The sequence below is a fragment of the Caballeronia pedi genome (assembly GCF_001544915.2).
GTDB classification, from domain to species: Bacteria; Pseudomonadota; Gammaproteobacteria; order Burkholderiales; family Burkholderiaceae; genus Caballeronia; species Caballeronia pedi.
In genome coordinates, this window is sequence record NZ_FCOE02000003.1 from 32,244 (window position 1) to 51,809 (window position 19,566).

The 19,566-nt window shown below is 60.5% G+C and carries 17 protein-coding genes; 11 read left to right on the forward strand and 6 right to left on the reverse strand.

Going from position 1 to position 19,566, the window contains the following annotated elements:
- Positions 1 to 23 precede the first annotated feature (23 nt).
- The 5 genes from AWB80_RS05180 to AWB80_RS05200 form a co-directional block, all read right to left on the reverse strand.
- Entirely contained in the window at positions 24 to 1,289 is a 1,266-nt protein-coding gene (locus tag AWB80_RS05180; protein WP_061173918.1) for an ABC transporter permease, read from the reverse strand.
- Positions 1,290 to 1,334: 45 nt separating this feature from the next.
- Positions 1,335 to 2,381: an ABC transporter substrate-binding protein gene (locus tag AWB80_RS05185; RefSeq protein ID WP_061173599.1), complete on the reverse strand. Its 1,047-nt coding sequence runs from the start codon at positions 2,379 to 2,381 to the stop codon at positions 1,335 to 1,337.
- 1 nt (position 2,382) lies between these two features.
- A complete protein-coding gene (locus AWB80_RS05190; RefSeq protein ID WP_061173600.1) occupies positions 2,383 to 3,564 on the reverse strand; it encodes an ABC transporter ATP-binding protein in 1,182 nt (393 codons plus the stop codon).
- Between the two features lie 30 nt (positions 3,565 to 3,594).
- Positions 3,595 to 4,743 carry an SRPBCC family protein gene (locus AWB80_RS05195; RefSeq protein ID WP_061173601.1) on the reverse strand — a complete coding sequence of 383 codons (1,149 nt, stop codon included), beginning with the start codon at positions 4,741 to 4,743 and terminating at the stop codon, positions 3,595 to 3,597.
- Positions 4,744 to 4,915: 172 nt separating this feature from the next.
- Positions 4,916 to 5,842, reverse strand: a complete 927-nt coding sequence (locus AWB80_RS05200) for a LysR family transcriptional regulator (protein WP_061173602.1) — start codon at positions 5,840 to 5,842, stop codon at positions 4,916 to 4,918.
- Positions 5,843 to 6,060: 218 nt separating this feature from the next.
- On the opposite strand from AWB80_RS05200, the gene AWB80_RS05205 reads away from it, so the two are divergent.
- Genes AWB80_RS05205 through argE form a run of 4 tightly spaced genes read left to right on the forward strand, consistent with a single transcriptional unit; the run spans position 6,061 to position 9,742 of the window.
- Positions 6,061 to 7,410: a flavin-containing monooxygenase gene (locus tag AWB80_RS05205; RefSeq protein WP_061173603.1), complete on the forward strand. Its 1,350-nt coding sequence runs from the start codon at positions 6,061 to 6,063 to the stop codon at positions 7,408 to 7,410.
- A gap of 39 nt (positions 7,411 to 7,449) precedes the next feature.
- Complete coding sequence (locus tag AWB80_RS05210) at positions 7,450 to 7,887, forward strand: RidA family protein (RefSeq protein ID WP_061173604.1); 438 nt, start codon at positions 7,450 to 7,452, stop codon at positions 7,885 to 7,887.
- An 18-nt stretch (positions 7,888 to 7,905) separates the two neighbouring features.
- Positions 7,906 to 8,583, forward strand: coding sequence for a DUF1028 domain-containing protein (locus AWB80_RS05215; RefSeq protein WP_061173605.1), 678 nt, complete (start codon positions 7,906 to 7,908; stop codon positions 8,581 to 8,583).
- Positions 8,576 to 9,742, forward strand: a complete 1,167-nt coding sequence (argE, locus tag AWB80_RS05220; protein WP_061173606.1) for an acetylornithine deacetylase — start codon at positions 8,576 to 8,578, stop codon at positions 9,740 to 9,742. Before AWB80_RS05215 ends, argE begins: the two co-directional genes overlap by 8 nt.
- A 175-nt stretch (positions 9,743 to 9,917) precedes the next feature.
- Here the strand turns inward: argE and AWB80_RS05225 are convergent, their stop codons facing one another.
- Positions 9,918 to 11,003, reverse strand: a complete 1,086-nt coding sequence (locus tag AWB80_RS05225; RefSeq protein WP_087131003.1) for a LacI family DNA-binding transcriptional regulator — start codon at positions 11,001 to 11,003, stop codon at positions 9,918 to 9,920.
- 473 nt (positions 11,004 to 11,476) lie between these two features.
- Between AWB80_RS05225 and AWB80_RS05230 the strand changes: the two genes are divergently transcribed.
- From AWB80_RS05230 to AWB80_RS05260, 7 genes are all read left to right on the forward strand, one after another.
- Positions 11,477 to 12,343, forward strand: coding sequence for a Gfo/Idh/MocA family protein (locus tag AWB80_RS05230; protein WP_244206428.1), 867 nt, complete (start codon positions 11,477 to 11,479; stop codon positions 12,341 to 12,343).
- Positions 12,344 to 12,376: 33 nt separating this feature from the next.
- On the forward strand, positions 12,377 to 13,969 hold the full coding sequence (locus AWB80_RS05235; protein ID WP_061173607.1) for an acyl CoA:acetate/3-ketoacid CoA transferase: 1,593 nt from the start codon (positions 12,377 to 12,379) through the stop codon (positions 13,967 to 13,969).
- Entirely contained in the window at positions 13,962 to 14,744 is a 783-nt protein-coding gene (locus AWB80_RS05240; protein ID WP_061173608.1) for an enoyl-CoA hydratase/isomerase family protein, read from the forward strand. Before AWB80_RS05235 ends, AWB80_RS05240 begins: the two co-directional genes overlap by 8 nt.
- 1 nt (position 14,745) lies before the next feature.
- Complete coding sequence (locus AWB80_RS05245) at positions 14,746 to 16,284, forward strand: aldehyde dehydrogenase family protein (protein ID WP_061173609.1); 1,539 nt, start codon at positions 14,746 to 14,748, stop codon at positions 16,282 to 16,284.
- 50 nt (positions 16,285 to 16,334) lie between these two features.
- A complete protein-coding gene (locus tag AWB80_RS05250) occupies positions 16,335 to 17,588 on the forward strand; it encodes an ABC transporter substrate-binding protein (RefSeq protein ID WP_061173610.1) in 1,254 nt (417 codons plus the stop codon).
- A 77-nt stretch (positions 17,589 to 17,665) separates the two neighbouring features.
- Positions 17,666 to 18,631 (forward strand): carbohydrate ABC transporter permease, encoded by a 966-nt coding sequence (locus AWB80_RS05255; protein ID WP_061173611.1) that lies wholly within the window; start codon positions 17,666 to 17,668, stop codon positions 18,629 to 18,631.
- Between the two features lie 40 nt (positions 18,632 to 18,671).
- Positions 18,672 to 19,565 carry a carbohydrate ABC transporter permease gene (locus AWB80_RS05260; RefSeq protein ID WP_087131004.1) on the forward strand — a complete coding sequence of 298 codons (894 nt, stop codon included), beginning with the start codon at positions 18,672 to 18,674 and terminating at the stop codon, positions 19,563 to 19,565.
- The last annotated feature ends 1 nt before the right edge of the window (position 19,566 follow it).

Below are 19,566 nucleotides of genomic sequence, written 5' to 3' on the forward strand. Positions count from 1 at the left end.
TCGTCCCTTTGGTCTCGCGTGCTTCAACCGAAGCGCAGCCGATCGATGCCGACAATGCGATTGAAGATGAAATAGAAGATCGCCGTGAAGATCACGAGATAAGCCGAGAGCGCGCCCGCGAGTCCCCAGTTGAGCTGCGTATTCGTCTGGATCGCGATGAGCTGGCTGATCATCTCGTCTCCCGCGCCGCCGAGCAGGGCAGGCGTGATGTAGTAGCCGAGCGCGAGCACGAACACGAGGAAGCATCCCGCGCCCACGCCCGGCAAGGTCTGCGGAATATAGACGCGCACGAAGGCTGTGAACGGATGCGCGCCAAGCGATTTCGCTGCGCGCAGATACACGGGCGGCACGCCCTTCATCACCGAGAAGATGGCGAGGATCATGTAAGGCAGCAGCACGTGCGTCATGCCGATCAACACGCCCGTGCGATTGAAGACGAGCGGCACGGGATGCGTCACGACGCCCAGACTCATCAACAGGCTGTTGACGACGCCGCCCGGTTGCAGAAGCACGTACCACGCCGTCGTGCGCACGAGCAGCGAAGTCCAGAACGGCACGATGACGAAAAGCATCAGCCGGTTGCTGCTTTTCTCGGGCAGATTCGCGAGCAGCCACGCAACGGGATAACCGAGCAGCAGACACAGCAATGTGACGGTGAAGCTGATCGATATCGTGCGCACGAATGCTTCGCGATACACCGTCGCGTTCGCGGGAAGCGAGGCAATCGAGCCTTGCGGCGTCACTTTCGCGTCCACGGCATTCAGCAGATAGTCGGGCGTCGGCGATGTCGCGGCGCGCTTCAACAGACGCCACGTCTCCGGCGAATTCCAGCGATCGTCCATTTCGATCAGTGCCGGTTTCCACGCGACGGGTGCATCGTTGCGCACGCCGCGCGCCGTCTTCATCAGCAGGCTGCGGAATTCGGATTGCGCGAAGTTCATGCGCCTCGCGACGGTGCCGATCTGTCCGCTTTGCTGCGCCTCCTTGAGTCCGGCCGCGAGCAGCGCGAACGTGTGCTCGTCCGGCACGCCGCGGCCGTCCCATGCGTCGAGCGCACGGGAAAGCGCGGGCATGCTGTCCGGCAATTCGCGATTCTCCACGCTGCGCGCGAGCAGCAGCGCGATGGGCGCGATGAACGTCGATAGTAGAAACACGATCAACGGAAGCGCCAGCAATAGCGCTCGAATCGATGCGCGGCGTTGCGCCTTTTGGTAGGACGCGCGGCCGCCGGCTCTCGTCGGAGAGCCCGTGGCCGAGGCATGGGCCGTTACGGGCGTATGAGTAGTCACGGTCACAGCGGGCTCTCTCTCGATGGTGGTGTTACTGCGAGACTGTTACTGCGTCAACCAGACCTGGAAGCGCTTGTTGATCTCGTCGGCGTTATCGGCCCAGAACGTCGGGTTTATCTGGATCGCGCGCTTGAAGTTATCCGGCGCGGTCGGCAGGTCGGCGAGCCGCTGCTTGTCGACGAGCGGGATCGCGTCCTTGCGCGGCGGCGCGTAGGCGATGTACTTCGAAAGATCGGCATACGCCTTCGGTTGCGATGCGGAAACGATGAACTTCGCCGCCGTATCCGCGTGCTTCGCGCCCGCCGGAATGCCCCACCATTCGTAGTCGTAGACCTGCGCATCCCAGACGATCTTGAAGGGCTTCTTGTCCTTCTTCGAGGCATCGTCGATGCGGCCGTTGTACGCCTGCGTCATCACGACGGCGCCGTCGGCGAGCAACTGCGGCGCCTGCGCGCCCGACTCCCACCACACGATGTTCTTCTTGATCGTGTCGAGCTTCTTGAAGGCGCGGTCCACGCCGGCGGGCGTGCCGAGAACCTTGTAAACGTCTTTCGGATCGACGCCGTCGGCAATCAGCGCCCATTCCATCGAACCCTTCGGCGACTTGCGCAAACCGCGCTTGCCGGGGAATTTCTGCAAGTCGAAGAAATCGTTGATGGTGCTAGGCGCGGTCTTCAGCTTGCTCGCGTCATAGGCGTAGACCGTGGACCACACCATGCTCGCGACCGCGCAATCGCTGATGGAGCCAGGAATGAAATCGCTCGTATTGCCGAGCGTCTTCTTGTCGAACTTCTTGAGCAGCCCTTCGTCGCACGCGGTGATCGCGTCGTTGCTTTCGAGATCGATGAGATCCCATGTCGTGTTCTTCGCCTGTTCCATCGCGGAGAGCTTCGCGAGACCGCCGTCGTAGGATTCGAGCGAGAAGTTCACGCCGGTCGCCTGCGTGAACGGATCGAAATACGCCTTCTTCGCCGCCGCTTCATATGCGCCGCCGAACGTGACGACATTGAGCGTTTCAGCAGCCTGCGCCGAGACGGTGGCGAAGGCGGCTAAGGCGAGGGCGGCGCATTGTGCTTTGATGTTAGTGCGCATATCAGTTGGCTCCTGCGGGTGCGGTCGACATGATGGAAGGTGAGGGCGATGCGGGGGGCGGAACCGTGGGCGCGCTGCGAGGCACGCTCGCAGCGAGAATCTTGCAGTCGTCGTGACGCCAGGCCACCTCGATGGTGTCGCCGGCGGAAGGCAACGCGTGACGTTGCGTGTTGGGCAACTTCGCAACGAGCGCATCGCGCGATCCGAGCGTCAGGTGTACGCGATGATGATCGCCGCAATACACGAGCTCCTGCACGCGCGCGCGCACGACGTTGCTGTGCGCATCCGCTTGCGTGCCCTCGGCGCTGTGGATATGCGCGCGTTCCGGGCGCAGCGCGAGCATCGCTTCGGCGCCTTCGCTCAGGCCTTGTTCGCAGCGTCCGCGAATGATGCTGCCATCGGAGAGCGCGAGCGTCGCCCAGCCGTCCTTCACCGTGACGACGCGTCCGCGCAGGCCGTTGTTCTCGCCCACGAAGTTCGCGACGAACGCGTTACTGGCGTTCTCATACAACTCCGTGGGCGACGCGGCCTGCTGAATCTTGCCATCGGAGAAGACCGCGACGCGGTCCGACATGGTCAGCGCTTCCGCCTGATCGTGCGTCACATAGACGATGGTGAGCGACAGTTCGCGATGCAGCCGCATGATCTCGTACTGCATGGTTTCGCGCAGGCGCTTGTCGAGCGCGCCGAGCGGCTCGTCCATGAGCACCACGCTCGGCTCGAACACGAGTGCGCGCGCGAGCGCGACGCGCTGCTGCTGTCCGCCCGAAAGTTGCGCGGGACGCCGATTCGCCAGATGCGGCAGTTCGATCATCTCCAGCGCGCGCTTTACGCGCCCTTTCTGTTCGGCGCGGCCCACGCGTCGCACGGACAACGGAAACGCGACGTTCTCCGCAATCGTCAGATGCGGAAACAGCGCGTAGTTCTGAAACACCATGCCGATGTCGCGCTGATGCGGCGGCTTGTCGTCGAGGCGTCTTCCATCGAGACGAATCTCGCCTTGCGTGGGCGATTCGAAGCCGGCAAGCATCATGAGCGTCGTCGTCTTGCCCGAACCCGACGGACCGAGCAGCGACAGGAATTCGCCCTTTCGCACATCAAGGTTCAAGTCATCGACGACGTAGTTCGCGCCGTCGTACGACTTGCTCACGCCCGAGAACGAAATGAAGGATGGGTTTGACATCGTGATAGCGTCCTGACGGAAGTGCTTCGATTAGCGCGCGGCGAGCTTCGACGCGAGATATCGGGCGAAGTCATAGTTCGGGCGTTCGAGATGGCTCAGATGACCGGGCTTCGCGAGCGGCGCATTCACGCCGCGAAACACCGCTTCCACGCCGCGTTTGTCTTCCGCGTTCACTTCGTCGAGCAGGCTCTTGAGCGTCGCCATGTGCGCGTTGGCTTCCGGATCGGTGATGAATTCAGGCGCGAGGCCGCCGCCGAAGCGGATATGTACCTTGCCCACGCCGCGCGGCTGCAACACGAGATACCAGAAGTAGCCCGGCGTGAGCGTGATGAGATGCGTCGGATAGACCGCGAGCAAGGCCGTGGTTTTGCGCCAGTGGCCGGTCAGCCGGTTGTTGTCCGGATGCGCATTGCCAATGGGAAGCGATGCTTCCTTGGTGATCCAGTGATAGTTGAATGCCGGATAACCCGGCGGGCATTCCATTTCTTCGAGTCGCGAATGCGGACCGACCGTTGCGCGATGCAGCATCGGCAGGTGATAACTTTCCATGAAGTTCTCGGCGAGGATCTTCCAGTTGGTGTCCCAGACGTGTTCTTCATGGAAGGTTTCGATGTAATCGGTCATGCCGTATGCATCGATCAGTTCGCTCAGTTGCGCGAGCTGCGTATGAACCGGCTGCGCGTTCTGATCGAGCGTGACGTAAATCCAGCCTTGCCATTCCTCGCAGCGAACGGCCGGCAGCTTATAGCTTTCCTTGCAGAATCCGGACTGCTGTTCCATGAGCGGCGCGCCCTTCAGCCCGCCGTCGAGTCCGTAATTCCACGCGTGATACGGACAGATGATCCGACGTATGTTGCCGCGCCCTTCGAGCAGCACCGACATGCGATGCAGACAGACATTCGACATCGCGCGCAGGCCCATTTGTTCGTCGCGCAGCACGACGATCGGCTGATTCGCGATGCTCGCGGTCAGATAGTCGCCGGGTTTGCCGAGCGCGCTCGCGCGGCCCACGCATTGCCATTCTTTCGAGAAGATTTCCCGCTCTTCAAGAGACAGGAATTCGGCTGATGTGTACACGCCAGGAGGCATCGCGCGCGCATCGCCGAATGGTCGCTCGCAGTTGGTTGCGAGTTCGTCGAGCAAAGCGCTTATTGCTGCTTGCCTGGTGGGGTTTTCCATGAGACGGCTCCTGAAGCAGAGTGCGGTTGCGCTGGCGGAGGATCGGCGCATGCATCGCATCGATTGGAGTTAATCTACCAAGCCAAATTACAAGTCAAAATATTGTTTTCGGATGCTAAAGCAAGGTTATGGCTATGCAAGGCGCGCGAAGTCGCTCTATTGCAGGCGCTTGTTACGTGTCGAGCTTGAGGCGCCGTATATAGCTTTCGCTGAAGGAAGAGAATCGCGACACCAGTTGACGCGGCTTCATCGTTTTCGATTGGGCGATGCCAAGCGTCGTCGCGTTGACGTTATCCCTAAAGTGCTTAATCACGAATTCGCCGCCGTCCACGGTGCGCGTCGAACTCAGCGGGAAGTTCAGAATGCTGTAGCCCAGCCCGTTCGCCACCATGCCGCGCACCACTTCCGGTTGCGAAGAACGAAACGCAGGGACAGGGCGGCTTCCCACGGCATCGAACAGCGCCGCGAAGTAATCGCGGCTATGCGGCAGGTCCAGCATCACGTACGGTTCGTCTATCAGATCTTGCAGCGATACCTTTCGTGCGCGCGCCAGCCGGTGTGTCGCGGGAAGAATCGCGTACGGTGGCAAGGAAAGCAACGGCATGAAGGCGATGTCTTCGGTCAGATCGAGGCTATAGGTGAGCGCGATATCGAGCGAACCGTCGTGCAAGCCTTTAAGCAGTTCATCCTGATGCGCCTCGATGGTGCGAAAGCTTATTCCGCCGTGCTCGCTCGTGAATCGGCTGATCAATCCGGGCATCAACGGCGGCGCGAGCGAGACAAGGCAGCCGAGCGTGATCGATCCCGTCATGCCGCCGTCCATTTCGGTGGCGGCCATTTGCAGTTCTTCCGCGAACTTCAGGAGATTGCGCGCCTGCCCGAGAAGATCGCGCCCCGCCTGAGTCAGCGACAGACCGCTGGCGTGATGCCGGATGAACAACTGCACGCCGAACGAGATCTCGAGATCGGCCAATGCAGTCGAGATGGACGGCTGCGAAATATGCAGGCGTCTCGCCGCGGCCGTGAAAGACAGCACTTCCGCCGTCACCACGAAGTATCGCAACTGACGCAGTGAGTAACGCAGCGGCTGATTTTCCATGGGCTTGGCTCCCGGTTGACGGCGTCAGATGGATCGCATTGTGAAGTGATCAAAAATGACTGCATAGGTAGAACCGATGCTTTGCATTTTTTTAATATATTTTTCGGATTCTGCAAGCGAGCGTAGATTGCTATCCGAAAGCACACGCATGGTGCACCGAAGCCGCAAAGGGCCGAAGGGATCGCAAACCGAACTCCGCTTCTTCGAAGGACTCACCCATGACAGTCGAAATAAAGGCAACTGACACGCTCGTTGTGGGCGCCGGGCAGGCTGGCATCGCCATGAGCGAACATCTGAGCAGGATTGGCGTTCCGCATATCGTGCTCGAACGCGATCGCATCGCAGAACGCTGGCGCACGGGCCGGTGGGACTCGCTCGTGGCCAACGGACCTGCATGGCACGATCGTTTCCCGAATCTCGAATTCGCGGATGTCGATCCCGATAGTTTTGCGGGGAAGGAACAGGTCGCCGATTACTTCGTCGCCTATGCGAAGAAGTTCGAAGCGCCGATTCGAACCGGCGTCGAAGTGAAGCGAGTCGTGCGCAATGTCGGACGACCGGGTTTTACCGTCGATACGTCTGATGGAACCTTCGAAGCGAATCGCGTGGTGGTCGCGACCGGGCCGTTTCAGCGCCCTGTGATTCCGCCGATCGCGCCGAAAACCGCCGCGCTCACGCAGATTCATTCCGCCGACTATCGCAATCCGCAGCAATTGCCCGAAGGCGGCGTGCTCGTTGTCGGTGCGGGATCGTCGGGCGTGCAGATCGCCGATGAATTGCATCGCTCGGGCCGGCGCGTGTATCTCTCGGTGGGCGCGCACGATCGTCCGCCGCGTGGTTATCGCGGACGCGATTTCTGCTGGTGGCTCGGCGTGCTCGGCGAATGGGACGCGGAAGTGATGAAGCCCGGACGCGAGCATGTGACGATCGCGGTAAGCGGCGCGCGCGGCGGCCATACGGTCGATTTCCGGCGACTCGCGCATCAGGGCATCACGCTGACTGGTCTGACGAAATCGTTCGACGATACGCGCGTCACTTTCGAAGCCGATCTCGCCGACAACATTCGTCGCGGCGACGAGAACTATCTGTCGCTGCTCGATGCCGCCGATGGCTATGCGCAACGCAATGGCCTCGATCTTCCCGAAGAGCCCGAGGCGCGCAATATCCCCGAAGATCCGGAATGCATGAAGCATCCGTTGCTCGAACTCCATCTGGCTAAGGAAGGGGTGACGTCGATCATCTGGGCGACGGGTTATGCGGTCGATTTCACCTGGCTGCAAGTCGATGCATTCGATGAAAAGGGCAAGCCGAAACATCAGCGCGGCGTCGCCAAAGAACCGGGCATCTATTTCCTCGGCTTGCCGTGGCTGTCGCGCCGTGGTTCCGCGTTCATCTGGGGCGTGTGGCACGACGCGAAACATGTTGCCGATCACATCGCCACGCAGCGCAAGTACCACGCTTATTACGACGTGCCGCATCGTCCGGTGGACGAGAAGCGCGTGGAAAGCGTCGAGAGCGCGCCCGGTGCATCGCGTGTTCACACCTTAAGCGAGATGGGCGTCAACTGATTACCAATCCATTCAGAATCCAGCATCAAGGTGCATTCGATGAGCAAACCCACGCATACCCGTATCCGCATGTTCAACACGAAGGATACGTATCCGAATCAAACGCTCGATAACGATCTTTGCCAGGCCGTGCGCGCGGGCAATACGGTTTATGTGCGCGGTCAGATCGGCACGGACTTCGACGGCAATCTCGTCGGTCTCGGCGATCCGCGCGCGCAGGCCGAACAGGCCATGAAGAACGTGAAGCAGTTGCTCGAAGAAGCGGGCAGCGATCTGTCGCACGTCGTGAAGACGACGACCTATCTCACCGATGTGCGCTTTCGCGAGCCGGTGTATCGCGAAGTCGGTAAATGGCTGAAGGGCGTGTTCCCCATTTCGACGGGACTCACCGTTGTCGCGCTCGGTCAGCCGGAATGGCTGATGGAAATCGACGTGATCGCCGTCATCCCCGATGGATGGACGCCGCCTCAGACTTGAGCCCAAGAAGGAGCGCACATGACTTTTTCTATCGTCGGACGATGTGAAGTGACCGGGCAACTCGGCATCGCAATCAGTTCATCCAGCATCGCGGTGGGCGCGCGTTGTCCGTGGGTGCGCGCGGGCGTCGGTGTGGTCGCGACGCAGAACGTGACGCTGCCCGCGCTTGGTTCGATGATCCTCGATCATATGGAACGCGCGAGACTCGATCCTGCCGGAGCGCTCGATCGCGCGCTGGGCGAGAGTGAATGGAACGAGTATCGGCAAGTGACGGTGGTCGATGCGCAGGGACGCACTGCGTTCTTTAGCGGCAACCAGGCGCTCGGAACTTATCACGCGGTCGCGGGCAAGCAATGCGTCGCGGCGGGCAACATGCTCGCGGGCACCCACGTGATCGAAGTGATGATTCCGGCGTTCGAGAACGCATCGGGTCATCTCGCGGATCGCTTGCTCGCGGCGATGCACGCGGCGATTGCGGCGGGCGGCGAAGCGGGACCGGTGCATTCGGCGGCGCTGAAGATCGCGGGCGAGCAAAGCTGGCCGCTCGTCGATCTGCGTGTCGACTGGGCGGATGATGATCCTATCGGCAAGCTCGATGGATTGTGGCAGGCGTATAAACCGCAAATGCAGGACTACGTGACGCGCGCGTTGAACCCGACCGCCGCGCCGAGCTACGGAGTGCCGGGCGATGAATGAGATGACGAGCCGCGATCTGCTCGAACGCCTGATCGGCTTCGCGACGGTCAGCCGCGAGTCGAACCTGAAGCTGATCGAGTTCATTCGCGATTACCTCGTGCAATTCGATATCGAATGCGAGTTGTTTTATAACGCGGAGCGCACGAAGGCGAATCTGTTCGCGACCATTGGACCGCACGATCGCGGCGGCATCGTGTTGTCGGGTCATACGGATGTCGTGCCGGTCGACGGCCAGGCGTGGACCGTCGATCCGTTCAAGCTGACTGAGAAGGAAGGACGGCTCTACGGACGCGGCGCGGCCGATATGAAGGGCTATCTCGCATCGGTATTGGCAGCGGTGCCGTTGTTCGTCGAGCGTGAGTTGAAGATACCGGTGCATCTCGCGTTCTCCTTCGACGAAGAAATCGGATGCCTCGGCGTGCGGCCGATGCTCGCGGAACTGGAGAAGCGTACGCACAAGCCTTTGTTATGCCTCATCGGCGAGCCGACCGAATTGAAGCCCGTGCTCGGCCATAAGGGCAAACTCGCGATGCGCTGTCAGGTGAAAGGCGCGCCTTGTCATTCCGCGTATGCACCGTACGGCGTGAACGCGATTCAATATGCGGCGCGGCTCATCAATCGTCTGGAAGAAATCGGCGAGCGGCTCGCGCAACCCGAGCATCACGACGAACGTTTCGATCCGCCGTATTCGACGGTGCAGACGGGCGTCATCAAAGGCGGCCGCGCGCTCAACATCGTGCCGGCGGAATGCGAGTTCGATTTCGAAGTGCGCGCGCTGCCGGGCTTCGACGCGAACGAAGTCGCCGACGATTTGCAGTCGTATGCGCAAGCCGCCTTGCTGCCGAAGATGCGCGCGGTGAAACATGATGTGGATATTCGTCTTGAACCGCTATCCGCCTATCCGGGACTCGCGACGCCGCCTGACAGCGAGGCGGCGCGCATTCTGACGGCGCTTTGCGGCTCGGACGAGTTCGGCACCGTCGCGTTCGGGACGGAAGGCGGACTGTTCAATCACGTCGGCATTCCAACGGTCGTTTGCGGACCGGGCAGCATGGATCAAGGGCACAAACCCGACGAGTATGTGACGATCGAACAACTTCGAGATTGCGATGCGATGATGGAGCGCGTCGCGCGGTACGCCGCCTCTGGCGCCTTCTGATGCATTTTGCTCTGAAGTGACCCCTAATATAAATGTGGTCGCAACATATGCTTAGCCTCGTTATGGGGATGTCGCATCAGCGCATCGCCTCAGCCAGGAATCCACTGAGTCGAAGCAGCTCGAACGCGGTCCTTCTAGAGGAGCGTTCCCGGAAGCCCTGGCTTCAGCTACCTTATTAGACTCGAGCGACCCGTTTGCGACTTGGGCGCTCTGCTTGAACAGCTCGCGAGATGTCTTCTCTCACGAGCGCGTGCCCGCTCGACTCGCGGACAATCAGTTCTGGCACTGCGAAGATTTGTTTTGCGGGCGCATCCGTCGCGGCGCCATCGACTAGTCGGGAAAGCAGAGTCTCGCTTGCGAGCATGCCGAGCTTGTCGGAGCCTGCGGCAAGCGTGGTCAGCGGCGGATTTGTGTGTTCGGCCGCCACGATGTTGTCGCAGCCCACCACCGCCAGATCCTTACCGGCGCGTTTGCCCATCCGATCAAGTTCATGGAGAACGCCGATCGCCACCTGGTCGTTGTAGCAGAGCACTGCCGTGGGACGAATTGCCATTTCAAAGATCGCCCGCACCGCTTTCTGCCCACCCTGTGGCGTGAGTTCAACGTCGACAACCCACTCGTCGGCAACGAGAAGCTCATGCTTCTTCATGGTTGACAGATAGCCCTCACGACGTTGATTCGCTACGGCGTAGCCTTTGCGATTGCCGGCGAATGCGATGCGTGTATGCCCCTGTGCAATAAGGTGTGCAGTGGCGAGCGCGAAGCCGAAGGCATTGTCGACGCCCACGGTATCGACGTCGTCACCCATCGGACGCATTACCAGCACGAGCGGGGTACCCCACGATCGAATCTCTGTCGGCAGCGATTCATCCGTTCCGAGTGCGGGCGACATGATTAATCCAGCAACATTCTGTTCCCGCATCGAGCGCAGCACGCGAGTTTGCGTCGTAACGCTTTCCGCCGTGTGCGCCATCAGCGTGGTGTAACCCGCCTCTGCGAGCACACGCTCGATTGCCACCAACAATTCAACGAAAAACGGGTTCGTTAGGTCATTGATGACCATGCCGATCGTGGCGCTGCGCCGACCGCGCAAGGCTGCCGCGCCCCGGTTGTACACGTACCCAAGTTGGCGCGCGGCTTGTCGCACCTTTTCTGCGGTGTCTGCCGGAATGCGCGGGTTCTCCTGCAACACCAGCGACACGGTCGATTTCGACACGCCTGCGGTTCTAGCAATGTCGAGGATGGTTGGATTGCTCTTCATGGGGACGGGCTCGGGAACGGACGGCGTGCTACCGCAAGATTATCACCGACGCTAGATCGTTCCACTGAAATCTTTAATGATCAGATGAATTAGCTGGCTGCCCGTCCTAGGGTTCATCTCTAGTTGACGCGCTGAGACCTGCGAACTACATTAAGTGGAACGATCCACCAAGACGAACGGCGCTAGACGCCGATTTTTTCGGTAATTTGGTGGAACGATCTACTAGAAATCACAAGAGGTGAAGGCGCGGGAAACGCGTTTTCTCACTCTTCGTTAGTGGAACGTTCTACCAACCCGACATTCGAAGCATTGGAGACGAATATGGCGGCACGTATCGGATGGGCGCTTGTTGGCGCGAGCACGATCGCAGACGAGTGGATGGTCGACGCCATCCGCGCTCAGGCTAACGCCGCGATTGAAACCGTGGTGAGCGGCAATGCAGCGCGCGCACGAGAATTTGCTGCGAACACGACATCTCCAGGCACTCGACCGACTTCGACGCTGTACTTGCTGATCCGGCGGTTCAGGCGGTGTACATCAGCAGCACCAACGAGAAACACCTTCCGCAAGTTCTGGCAGCAGCGCGGGCCGGAAAGCATGTTCTCTGCGAAAAGCCGCTGGCTCTCTCCGAAGAAGACGCCGCCCAGATGATCGAGGCGTGCGACAAACACGCCGTCGTTCTCGGAACGAACCACCATCTCCGGAATGCTTCCACGCACCGCAAGCTTCGCGAACTCATCATCGACGGCGCAATCGGAACGCCGCTCTTTGCACGGGTCTTTCATGCGGTTTCGCTCCCGCCCCATCTACGCGGGTGGCGCATCGAGAAGCAAGACGCTGGCGGCGGCGTCGTCCTCGATATCACCGTTCACGACATCGACACGCTGCGTTTCGTTCTGAACGCCGAGCCGATGGAAGTCAGCGCAATGACGACCACCGGCACGATGAGCAATGCGGGTCTTACCGACGGCGTCATGGCGATCGTGCGTTTCGACAATGGTGTTCTCGCGCAGCTGCACGACGCGTTCACTGTTCCGTTCGCGGCGACTGGATTCGAAGTGCATGGTTCAGACGGCTCGCTGATGGCGAAGGACGTGATGACCCAGCGCGCAATTGGCGAGATCGAACTCTGCGACGCGAACGGCGTGCGATCAATCGAGGTGGAACACGCAAACCTCTACCACACTGGCGTCGCTCAATTTCACCGTGCCATCTCCGAAGGCCAAAGCCCCGCCGCCACTGGAGTAGATGGTTATCGCTCGCTGATCACGGCCCTCGCGGTCGCACACGCCGCAGAAGCGGGTGGACACGTCCATGTGTCGCGTCGCTTCGCCAAATAAACCAGTCAAAACCGCTTTACCAGGAGACTCACCGTGAGTTCCAGCAAGGTCATCACCCTCGCACAAGCCGCCAGCCTCATCAACGATAACGATGTAGTCACCGTTAGTTCGTCGAGTGGCCTGGGCTGTCCGGACGCGATGCTCGCCGCGATCGGCGCGCGCTTCGACACGCAAGCGCATCCGCGCAATCTGACGATGCTCCATCCTATCGCCGCCGGCGATATGTATGGGATCAAGGGCATCGATCACCTTGCAAAGAAAGGGCTCATCAAAACGGTTATAGCCGGCTCGTTCCCCAGCGGCCCGTCGAGCCTGCCGATGCCGGATATCTGGCATCTGATCGTCAATAACGAGATTCGTGCGTACAACCTGCCGAGCGGCGTGTTGTTCGATATGCACCGCGAGGCGGCGGCCAGGCGTCCCGGCGTATTGACCAAGGTCGGACTGGACACCTTCGTCGATCCGTCGCGCCAGGGCGGCGCAATGAACGCCAGTGCTGCCGAACACCCCATCGTGGAGAAGGTAACTTTCGCCGGCGACGAGTGGCTGCACTATCGCAACTTCGTCCCGCGCGTTGCCATCGTTCGCGCCACGACTGCGGACGAGCGCGGCAACCTGTCCTTCGAACACGAAGGCGCGCTGCTGGGCGGACGCGATCAGGCGCTCGCGGTGCGCAACAACGGCGGCATCGTGATCGCGCAGGTCAAGCGTGTCGTGAAAGCGGGATCGCTGCACACGCAATCGGTGCACATTCCCTGCAATCTGGTCGACTACGTTGTGGTCGATCCGGCGCAAAAGCAGACCACGCAGATCGAATACGACCCCGAGATCAGCGGCGAAATCAAGCTGCCCGAGAGCGCGTTCGAGTTTGCGCAATGGCATCCGGACAAGATCATCGCCCGGCGCGCCGCGATGGAGCTGGCGCAGAACGACGCGGTCAATCTGGGCTTCGGAATCTCCGCGAATGTGCCGCGCATCTTGCTCGAAGAAGGGTATCCGAACGATGTGACATGGGCGATCGAGCAAGGCGCGGTGGGCGGTGTGCCATTGCTGGGATTCGCGTTTGGCTGCTCGGGCAACGCCGACGCCATCATGCCGTCGCCGTCGCAGTTCGTCTATTTCCAGGGCGGTGGTTTCGATGTGTCTCTGCTGTCGTTTATGCAGATCGATCGCTTCGGCAACGTGAACGTATCCAAGCTTCCGAGCAAGCCGTATTTGACGGCCGGGTGCGGCGGCTTCATCGACATCACGACGCATGCGAAGCGCCTCGTCTTCAGCGGCTATTTCACGGCTGGCGCGAAGTTTGAGATCGGCAATGGAAAGCTTTCGATCGTAAAGGAAGGCAAGAAGAAGCTCGTTGCCGATGTCGATCATGTGACCTTCAGTGGTCGCATGGGGCAAGCCCGCGATCAGGAGGTCCTGTACATCACCGAACGATGCGTGATCAAGCTCGGAAAAGACGCGCTTGAAGTCATCGAGATCGCACCGGGTATTGACCTGCAGAAAGACGTGCTGGATCAGTCCGACGTCGAGTTGAAGGTCTCGCCGTCGCTCAAGACGATGGACCCCGCGATCTTCACGGACGCTCCGTTCGGACTCAATCTCAAGGAGGCGCGTCATGGCTGACCACGCCTTCGTCCGCATCGACAAGCGCGGTCCGGTTGCGATCGTCACGCTCGATCGGCCTGAAAAGCTCAACTCGCTCACGCCGCTGATGCTTGAGCAACTCGAAGCCGCCGCCGCACAGCTTGAAGCGGATGGCAGTCTGCGCGCCGTCGTGCTGACCGGGGCCGGCGAACGGGCTTTCTGCGTCGGTGCAGATATCAACGAATGGTCCGCCCTCGCGCCGCTTGATATGTGGCGAGTCTGGGTCACGCGCGGACATCGCATCTTTGACCGTTGGGCTGCGCTGCGCCTGCCGGTGGTCGCGGCTATCAATGGCCACGCGTTCGGGGGCGGCCTCGAACTTGCCGCAGTCGCCGACGTGCGAGTGACCGACCCGGCTGCGACCTTTGCGCTGCCTGAAGCGAGCATCGCGACATGTCCTGGCTGGTCTGGAACGCAGCGACTCGTGTCTCTCATCGGACCCGGTCACGTGAAGTCGATGGCACTTACCGCACGGCGCATCGACGCCCAGCGCGCCTATGCAATCGGCCTCGTCGACGAAGTATCGGAAGCGGCCAAGTCGCTCGACGCGGCCATCGCCGTCGCCGAGCAGATCGCGACGCTCGCGCCCGTCTCCGCGCAACTCACGAAGCAACTGATCAACGCGGCCGCAGGCTTCAATGCCGGCTCCACGCTTGAGGCGATGGCCGGCGCACTTTCTGCCACCACGCAAGACGCCCGCGAGGGTATGGCTAGTTTCCGCGAACGCCGCAAGGCGCAATACGAGGGTCAATGAAATGAGTCAGGTCGCTATCCCCGCCGCAACGGCGCTGCTCGAGAATGCGAAGCCGCTGCAACACAAAGCGTTCGCCGGAAAGATGTTCATCGATGGCCAATGGAAAGACGCCGCGAGCGGCGCGCGTTTCGAACGCAGCAGCCCGGCCCACGGACAAGTCGTCAGTTCCTTTCCCGAAGCCACGGGCGAAGACGTCGAAGCCGCGATTCATGCCGCTGACGTCGCTTTCAAGAAAGGCCCATGGCCCAGGATGAAGGGCGTCGAGCGTGCTCGCGCGTTGCTCGTCGTCGCCGAGGGCATCAAAGCACGGGTCGAAGAGATGTCGTTGCTCGAATCGCTTGAGACCGGCAAGCCGCTCACGCAAGCGCGTGGCGAAGTCTCGGGTTGCGTCGATCTCTGGCAGTACGCCGCGAGCCTCGCCCGCACGACAAGCGGCGACGCTTACGATTCGCTCGGCGAGGACATGCTGGGGATCGTCCTGCGTCAGCCCATCGGCGTGGTCGGGTTGATCACCCCGTGGAATTTCCCCATCTGGATTCTTTCGCAGAAGCTTCCGTTTGCCCTTGCCGCAGGCTGCACCTGCGTCATCAAGCCGAGCGAACTGACTTCGAGCACGACCGTCATTCTCGCGGAAATTATCGAGCAAGCCGGCGTTCCGAAGGGCGTCGTGAACGTCGTCACCGGCAAGGGGCCGACGGTCGGCCAGCCGCTCGCAGAACACCCGGCCATCGGCATGCTGTCTTTCACCGGTTCGACGCGCGTCGGCGGACTGCTCGGCGGCATCGCGTCGAAGCAGTTGAAGAAGGTGGCGCTCGAACTCGGCGGAAAGAATCCGCAGATCGTATTCCCCGACTGCGATTGGGACGCGATGGTCGATGCCGTTGTGTTCGGCGTCTATTTCAACGCGGGTGAATGCTGCAACAGTGGTAGCCGTGTTCTGGTGCACGAGTCGATAGCGGAGAAGTTCGCCCAGGCGGTCGTCGAGCGCGCGCAGCAGGTTCCGGTCGGCGATCCTCTGCACCCCGATACCAAAATCGGCGCCATCGTCAGTGAGAACCAGCTTGGCGAAATTCTCGCGAACATCGACAAGGGCATAGCCGCTGGTGCACGTGTGCGTCTGGGCGGCAAGCGCTACGACGCCAAGGGCCTTTACCTCGAGCCAACCATCATCAGCGACGTCACGCCCGAGATGAGCATTGCACGCGACGAGATCTTCGGTCCCGTTCTCTCGATCGTGACGTTCAAGGACGTCGAAGGAGCGATCGAGATCGCCAACGACTCGGCGTATGGGCTGTCGGCTGCCGTCTGGAGCAATGACATCAACACGTGTCTCACGGTCGCACGCGGCGTCGATGCCGGGACCGTATGGGTCAACACGTTCCTCGACGGTTATCCGGAACTGCCCTTCGGCGGATTCAAGTCGAGCGGCGTCGGGCGCGAACTCGGCAAGCAAGCGGTCGAGGACTACACCGAAACCAAAACCATCCAGCTGCACATCGGCGCACGCAAGAACTGGTGGCTGCCCCAGTCCACCAAGTGACATTCATATACGAACGCTCCCGTCGCGGGGCGATCAACAAGGAGACGAAGATGTTCAAGAAGCGTATTGCCGCCGTCGCGGCTGGATTGTTCGCGTGCCACGCACTCTCGGCAATCGCCGCCGACAAGCAAGTGGAAGTGATGCACTGGTGGACCTCCGGCGGCGAGGCCAAAGCGCTGGGTGTTCTGAAAGACAACCTGAAGCAGAGAGGCTATTCCTGGAAAGATAGCCCGATCGCGGGTGGTGGTGGCGAAGCCGCGCGTACGGTGTTGCGCGCGCGCATAGCATCGAACAATCCGCCGGACGCGGTGCAGATGCTGGGTTTCAGCGTGCTGGATTACGCGGAGCAGGATCTGCTCACGAACCTGGACAGCATCGCCAAAAAGGGCGACTGGGACAAGCAGGTGCCCGCCCCGCTGCAGCGCTTCTCCAAGGCAGATGGTCACTGGTATGGCGTGCCGATCGACGTGCATAGCGACAACTGGATCTGGGCTAACAAGAAGATCTTCGATGAGCTGAAGCTCACGCCGCCACAAACCTTCGAAGAACTCGTTGCGGACGCAGACAAGATTCGCAAGGCGGGCTATATCCCTCTGGCTCACGGCGGACAGGCGTGGCAGGAAGCAACCATTTTCGACAGCGCAGTGATGTCGGCAGGTGGTCCCAAGTTTTACAACGAAGCACTGATCAAGCTCGACCCCAAGGCGCTCGGCTCCAAGACGATGGAGAAAGCGTTCGACCAGTTGCGCGCGTTGCGCGGCATGGTCGACCCGAATTTCCCCGGTCGCGACTGGAACCTTGCCACCTCGATGGTCATCAATGGAAAGGCCGCCATGCAGATCATGGGCGACTGGGCGAAAGGGGAGTTTGCCAGCGCAGGCAAGAAGCCGGGCGTGGATTTCCTTTGCATGCGATATCCCGGTACACAGGGCAATTTCATCTTCGTGACGGATCAGTTCGCCACCTTCAAGGCTGGCAATGAGCGGCAGGCTGGACAGTACGCCTTCGCCGAGGCCGTCATGGACCCGAAGGTTCAGGCCCAGTTCAACCAGATCAAAGGCTCGGTACCGGCACGTCTTGATGTACCCGCCGATGGCTTCGATGAATGCGGCCAGAAGTCGATGGCCGACATGCGAACGGCGCTCAAGAACGGCACGATGGTCGGCAGCTTCGCCCACGGTCAGGCGATGCCCGAAGCATCGAAAACAGCGGTCTACGACGTAGTCACGCACTTCTTCAATTCGAATCAGTCGTCGGGCGACGCCGTGAAGTCGCTCGTCACGGCTGTGCAGAATTCGAAGTGACGATCTAGCCGGTCAGGTGGGGCGGAAAGCGTCCGCTCCTCTCTCGTGTTCGATGTTCTCGATGTGCAGGTGAAATCATGCTCTTACACTCTCGCGCCACGTCTGTCGATTCGGCAAAGTCCCCTGCTCGAGCAGAGGAGGCTGGAAAAAAGCGCTCTGCGCGAAACGCCTTCGAAGCTTTGCTCCCAAAGCTGGTGCTCAGCCCGACGCTCATTATCACGCTGGTGTTCGTCTACGGCTTCATCGTATGGACATCGGTTCTCTCGTTCACACGGTCCCGCGGATTCGCGACCTTCAAATGGGCAGGGTTCTTTCAATATGCGCGGGTATGGGAGCATCCTCGCTGGCATGTCGCTGTGGAGAATCTCGGCATCTACGCGTCGCTGTACGTGGTCCTGTGTCTCGCCATCGGCCTCGCGCTCGCGATCCTTCTGGACCAGCGGATCCGTGCGGAAGGTTACTTGCGTGCAATCTTTCTCTACCCGATGGCGCTGTCATTCATCGTCACCGGCACCGCGTGGAAGTGGATTCTCAATCCCGGACTTGGCCTCACCAAGCTCTTTCACGACTGGGGTTGGACGAGCTTCCAGTTCGACTGGATCATCAGCGACGACATGGCGATCTACACCGTCGTTATCGCGGCAGTATGGCAGGCATCCGGGTTTGTGATGGCCATGTTTCTTGCCGGCTTGCGCGGCATCGACCAGGAGCAGATCAAGGCCGCGTCGATCGACGGCGCACGGATGCCTTCGATCTATCGACGGATCATCATCCCGCAACTGCGCCCGGTCTTCATCTCCGCACTCGTGATTCTGGTTCACCTGGCGGTGAAGAGCTACGAGCTGGTGATTGCCTTGACGGGTGCGGGACCCGGTTACTCGACCGAACTCCCATCGACGTTCATGTACTCGTTCACGTTCACTCGCAACGAGCTGGGCATGGGAGCCGCGAGCGCCGTGATGATGCTCTGTACCGTCGCCGCGATCATGGTGCCGTACCTCTACTCGGAAATGCGCCCACGCCGTTCCGGCGGCGGCCACTGAAGCAATTCATATCTATCCACGGAGCCTGAAGGAGACAAGCATGGCTGCCAAGACCTGGGACTCGCCACAGATGGTGGTGGGAAAGCATAACAACGTGTCGCGCATCGTCATCTATTCGATGCTCGTGATCGTCGCAATCGTGTATCTCGTACCGCTCGTCGTGATGTTGCTGACCTCGTTCAAGCCGCTTCCAGAGGTCTATGCAGGCAACATCCTCGCACTTCCGCATGAATGGACGCTCGCTGCATGGGAGAAAGCCTGGGGTTCTGCTTGTGTCGGCCTCGACTGCTCCGGTGTAAAGGGCTTCTTCTGGAATTCGTTCCGGATGGTCTTCTCAGCGGTTTTCCTTTCGACGCTGATCGGTGCGCTGAATGGCTACGTGTTGACGAAGTGGCGCTTCAAGGGCGACAACGTCCTGTTTGCGCTCGTCCTGTTCGGTTGCTTCATCCCGTTTCAGATCGTGCTGATCCCGATGGCGACGTTTCTCGGCAAGATCGGCCTCGCTCAATCGATTACCGGACTTGTCTTCGTGCATGTCGTCTACGGTCTCTGCTTCACGACGCTGTACTTCCGCAACTACTACATCGCGTTTCCCGATGAGCTCGTGAAGGCCGCGATGATCGACGGTGCGCGCTTCTTCCGGATCTTCTTTCGAATCCTTCTGCCGAACTCGGTGCCCATCATTACCGTGACCGTGATCTGGCAGTTCACGAACATCTGGAATGACTTCCTGTTCGGCGCGTCATTCACGACCGGTGCATCGGCGCCAATCACGGTGGCGCTCAACAACATCGTCAACACTTCGACTGGCGTCAAGGAATACAACGTGCAGATGGCCACCGCGATGATCGCGGCGCTTCCCACGCTGCTCGTCTACGTCGTTGGAGGTCGTTATTTCGTCCGCGGTTTGATGGCTGGTTCGGTCAAGGGGTAAT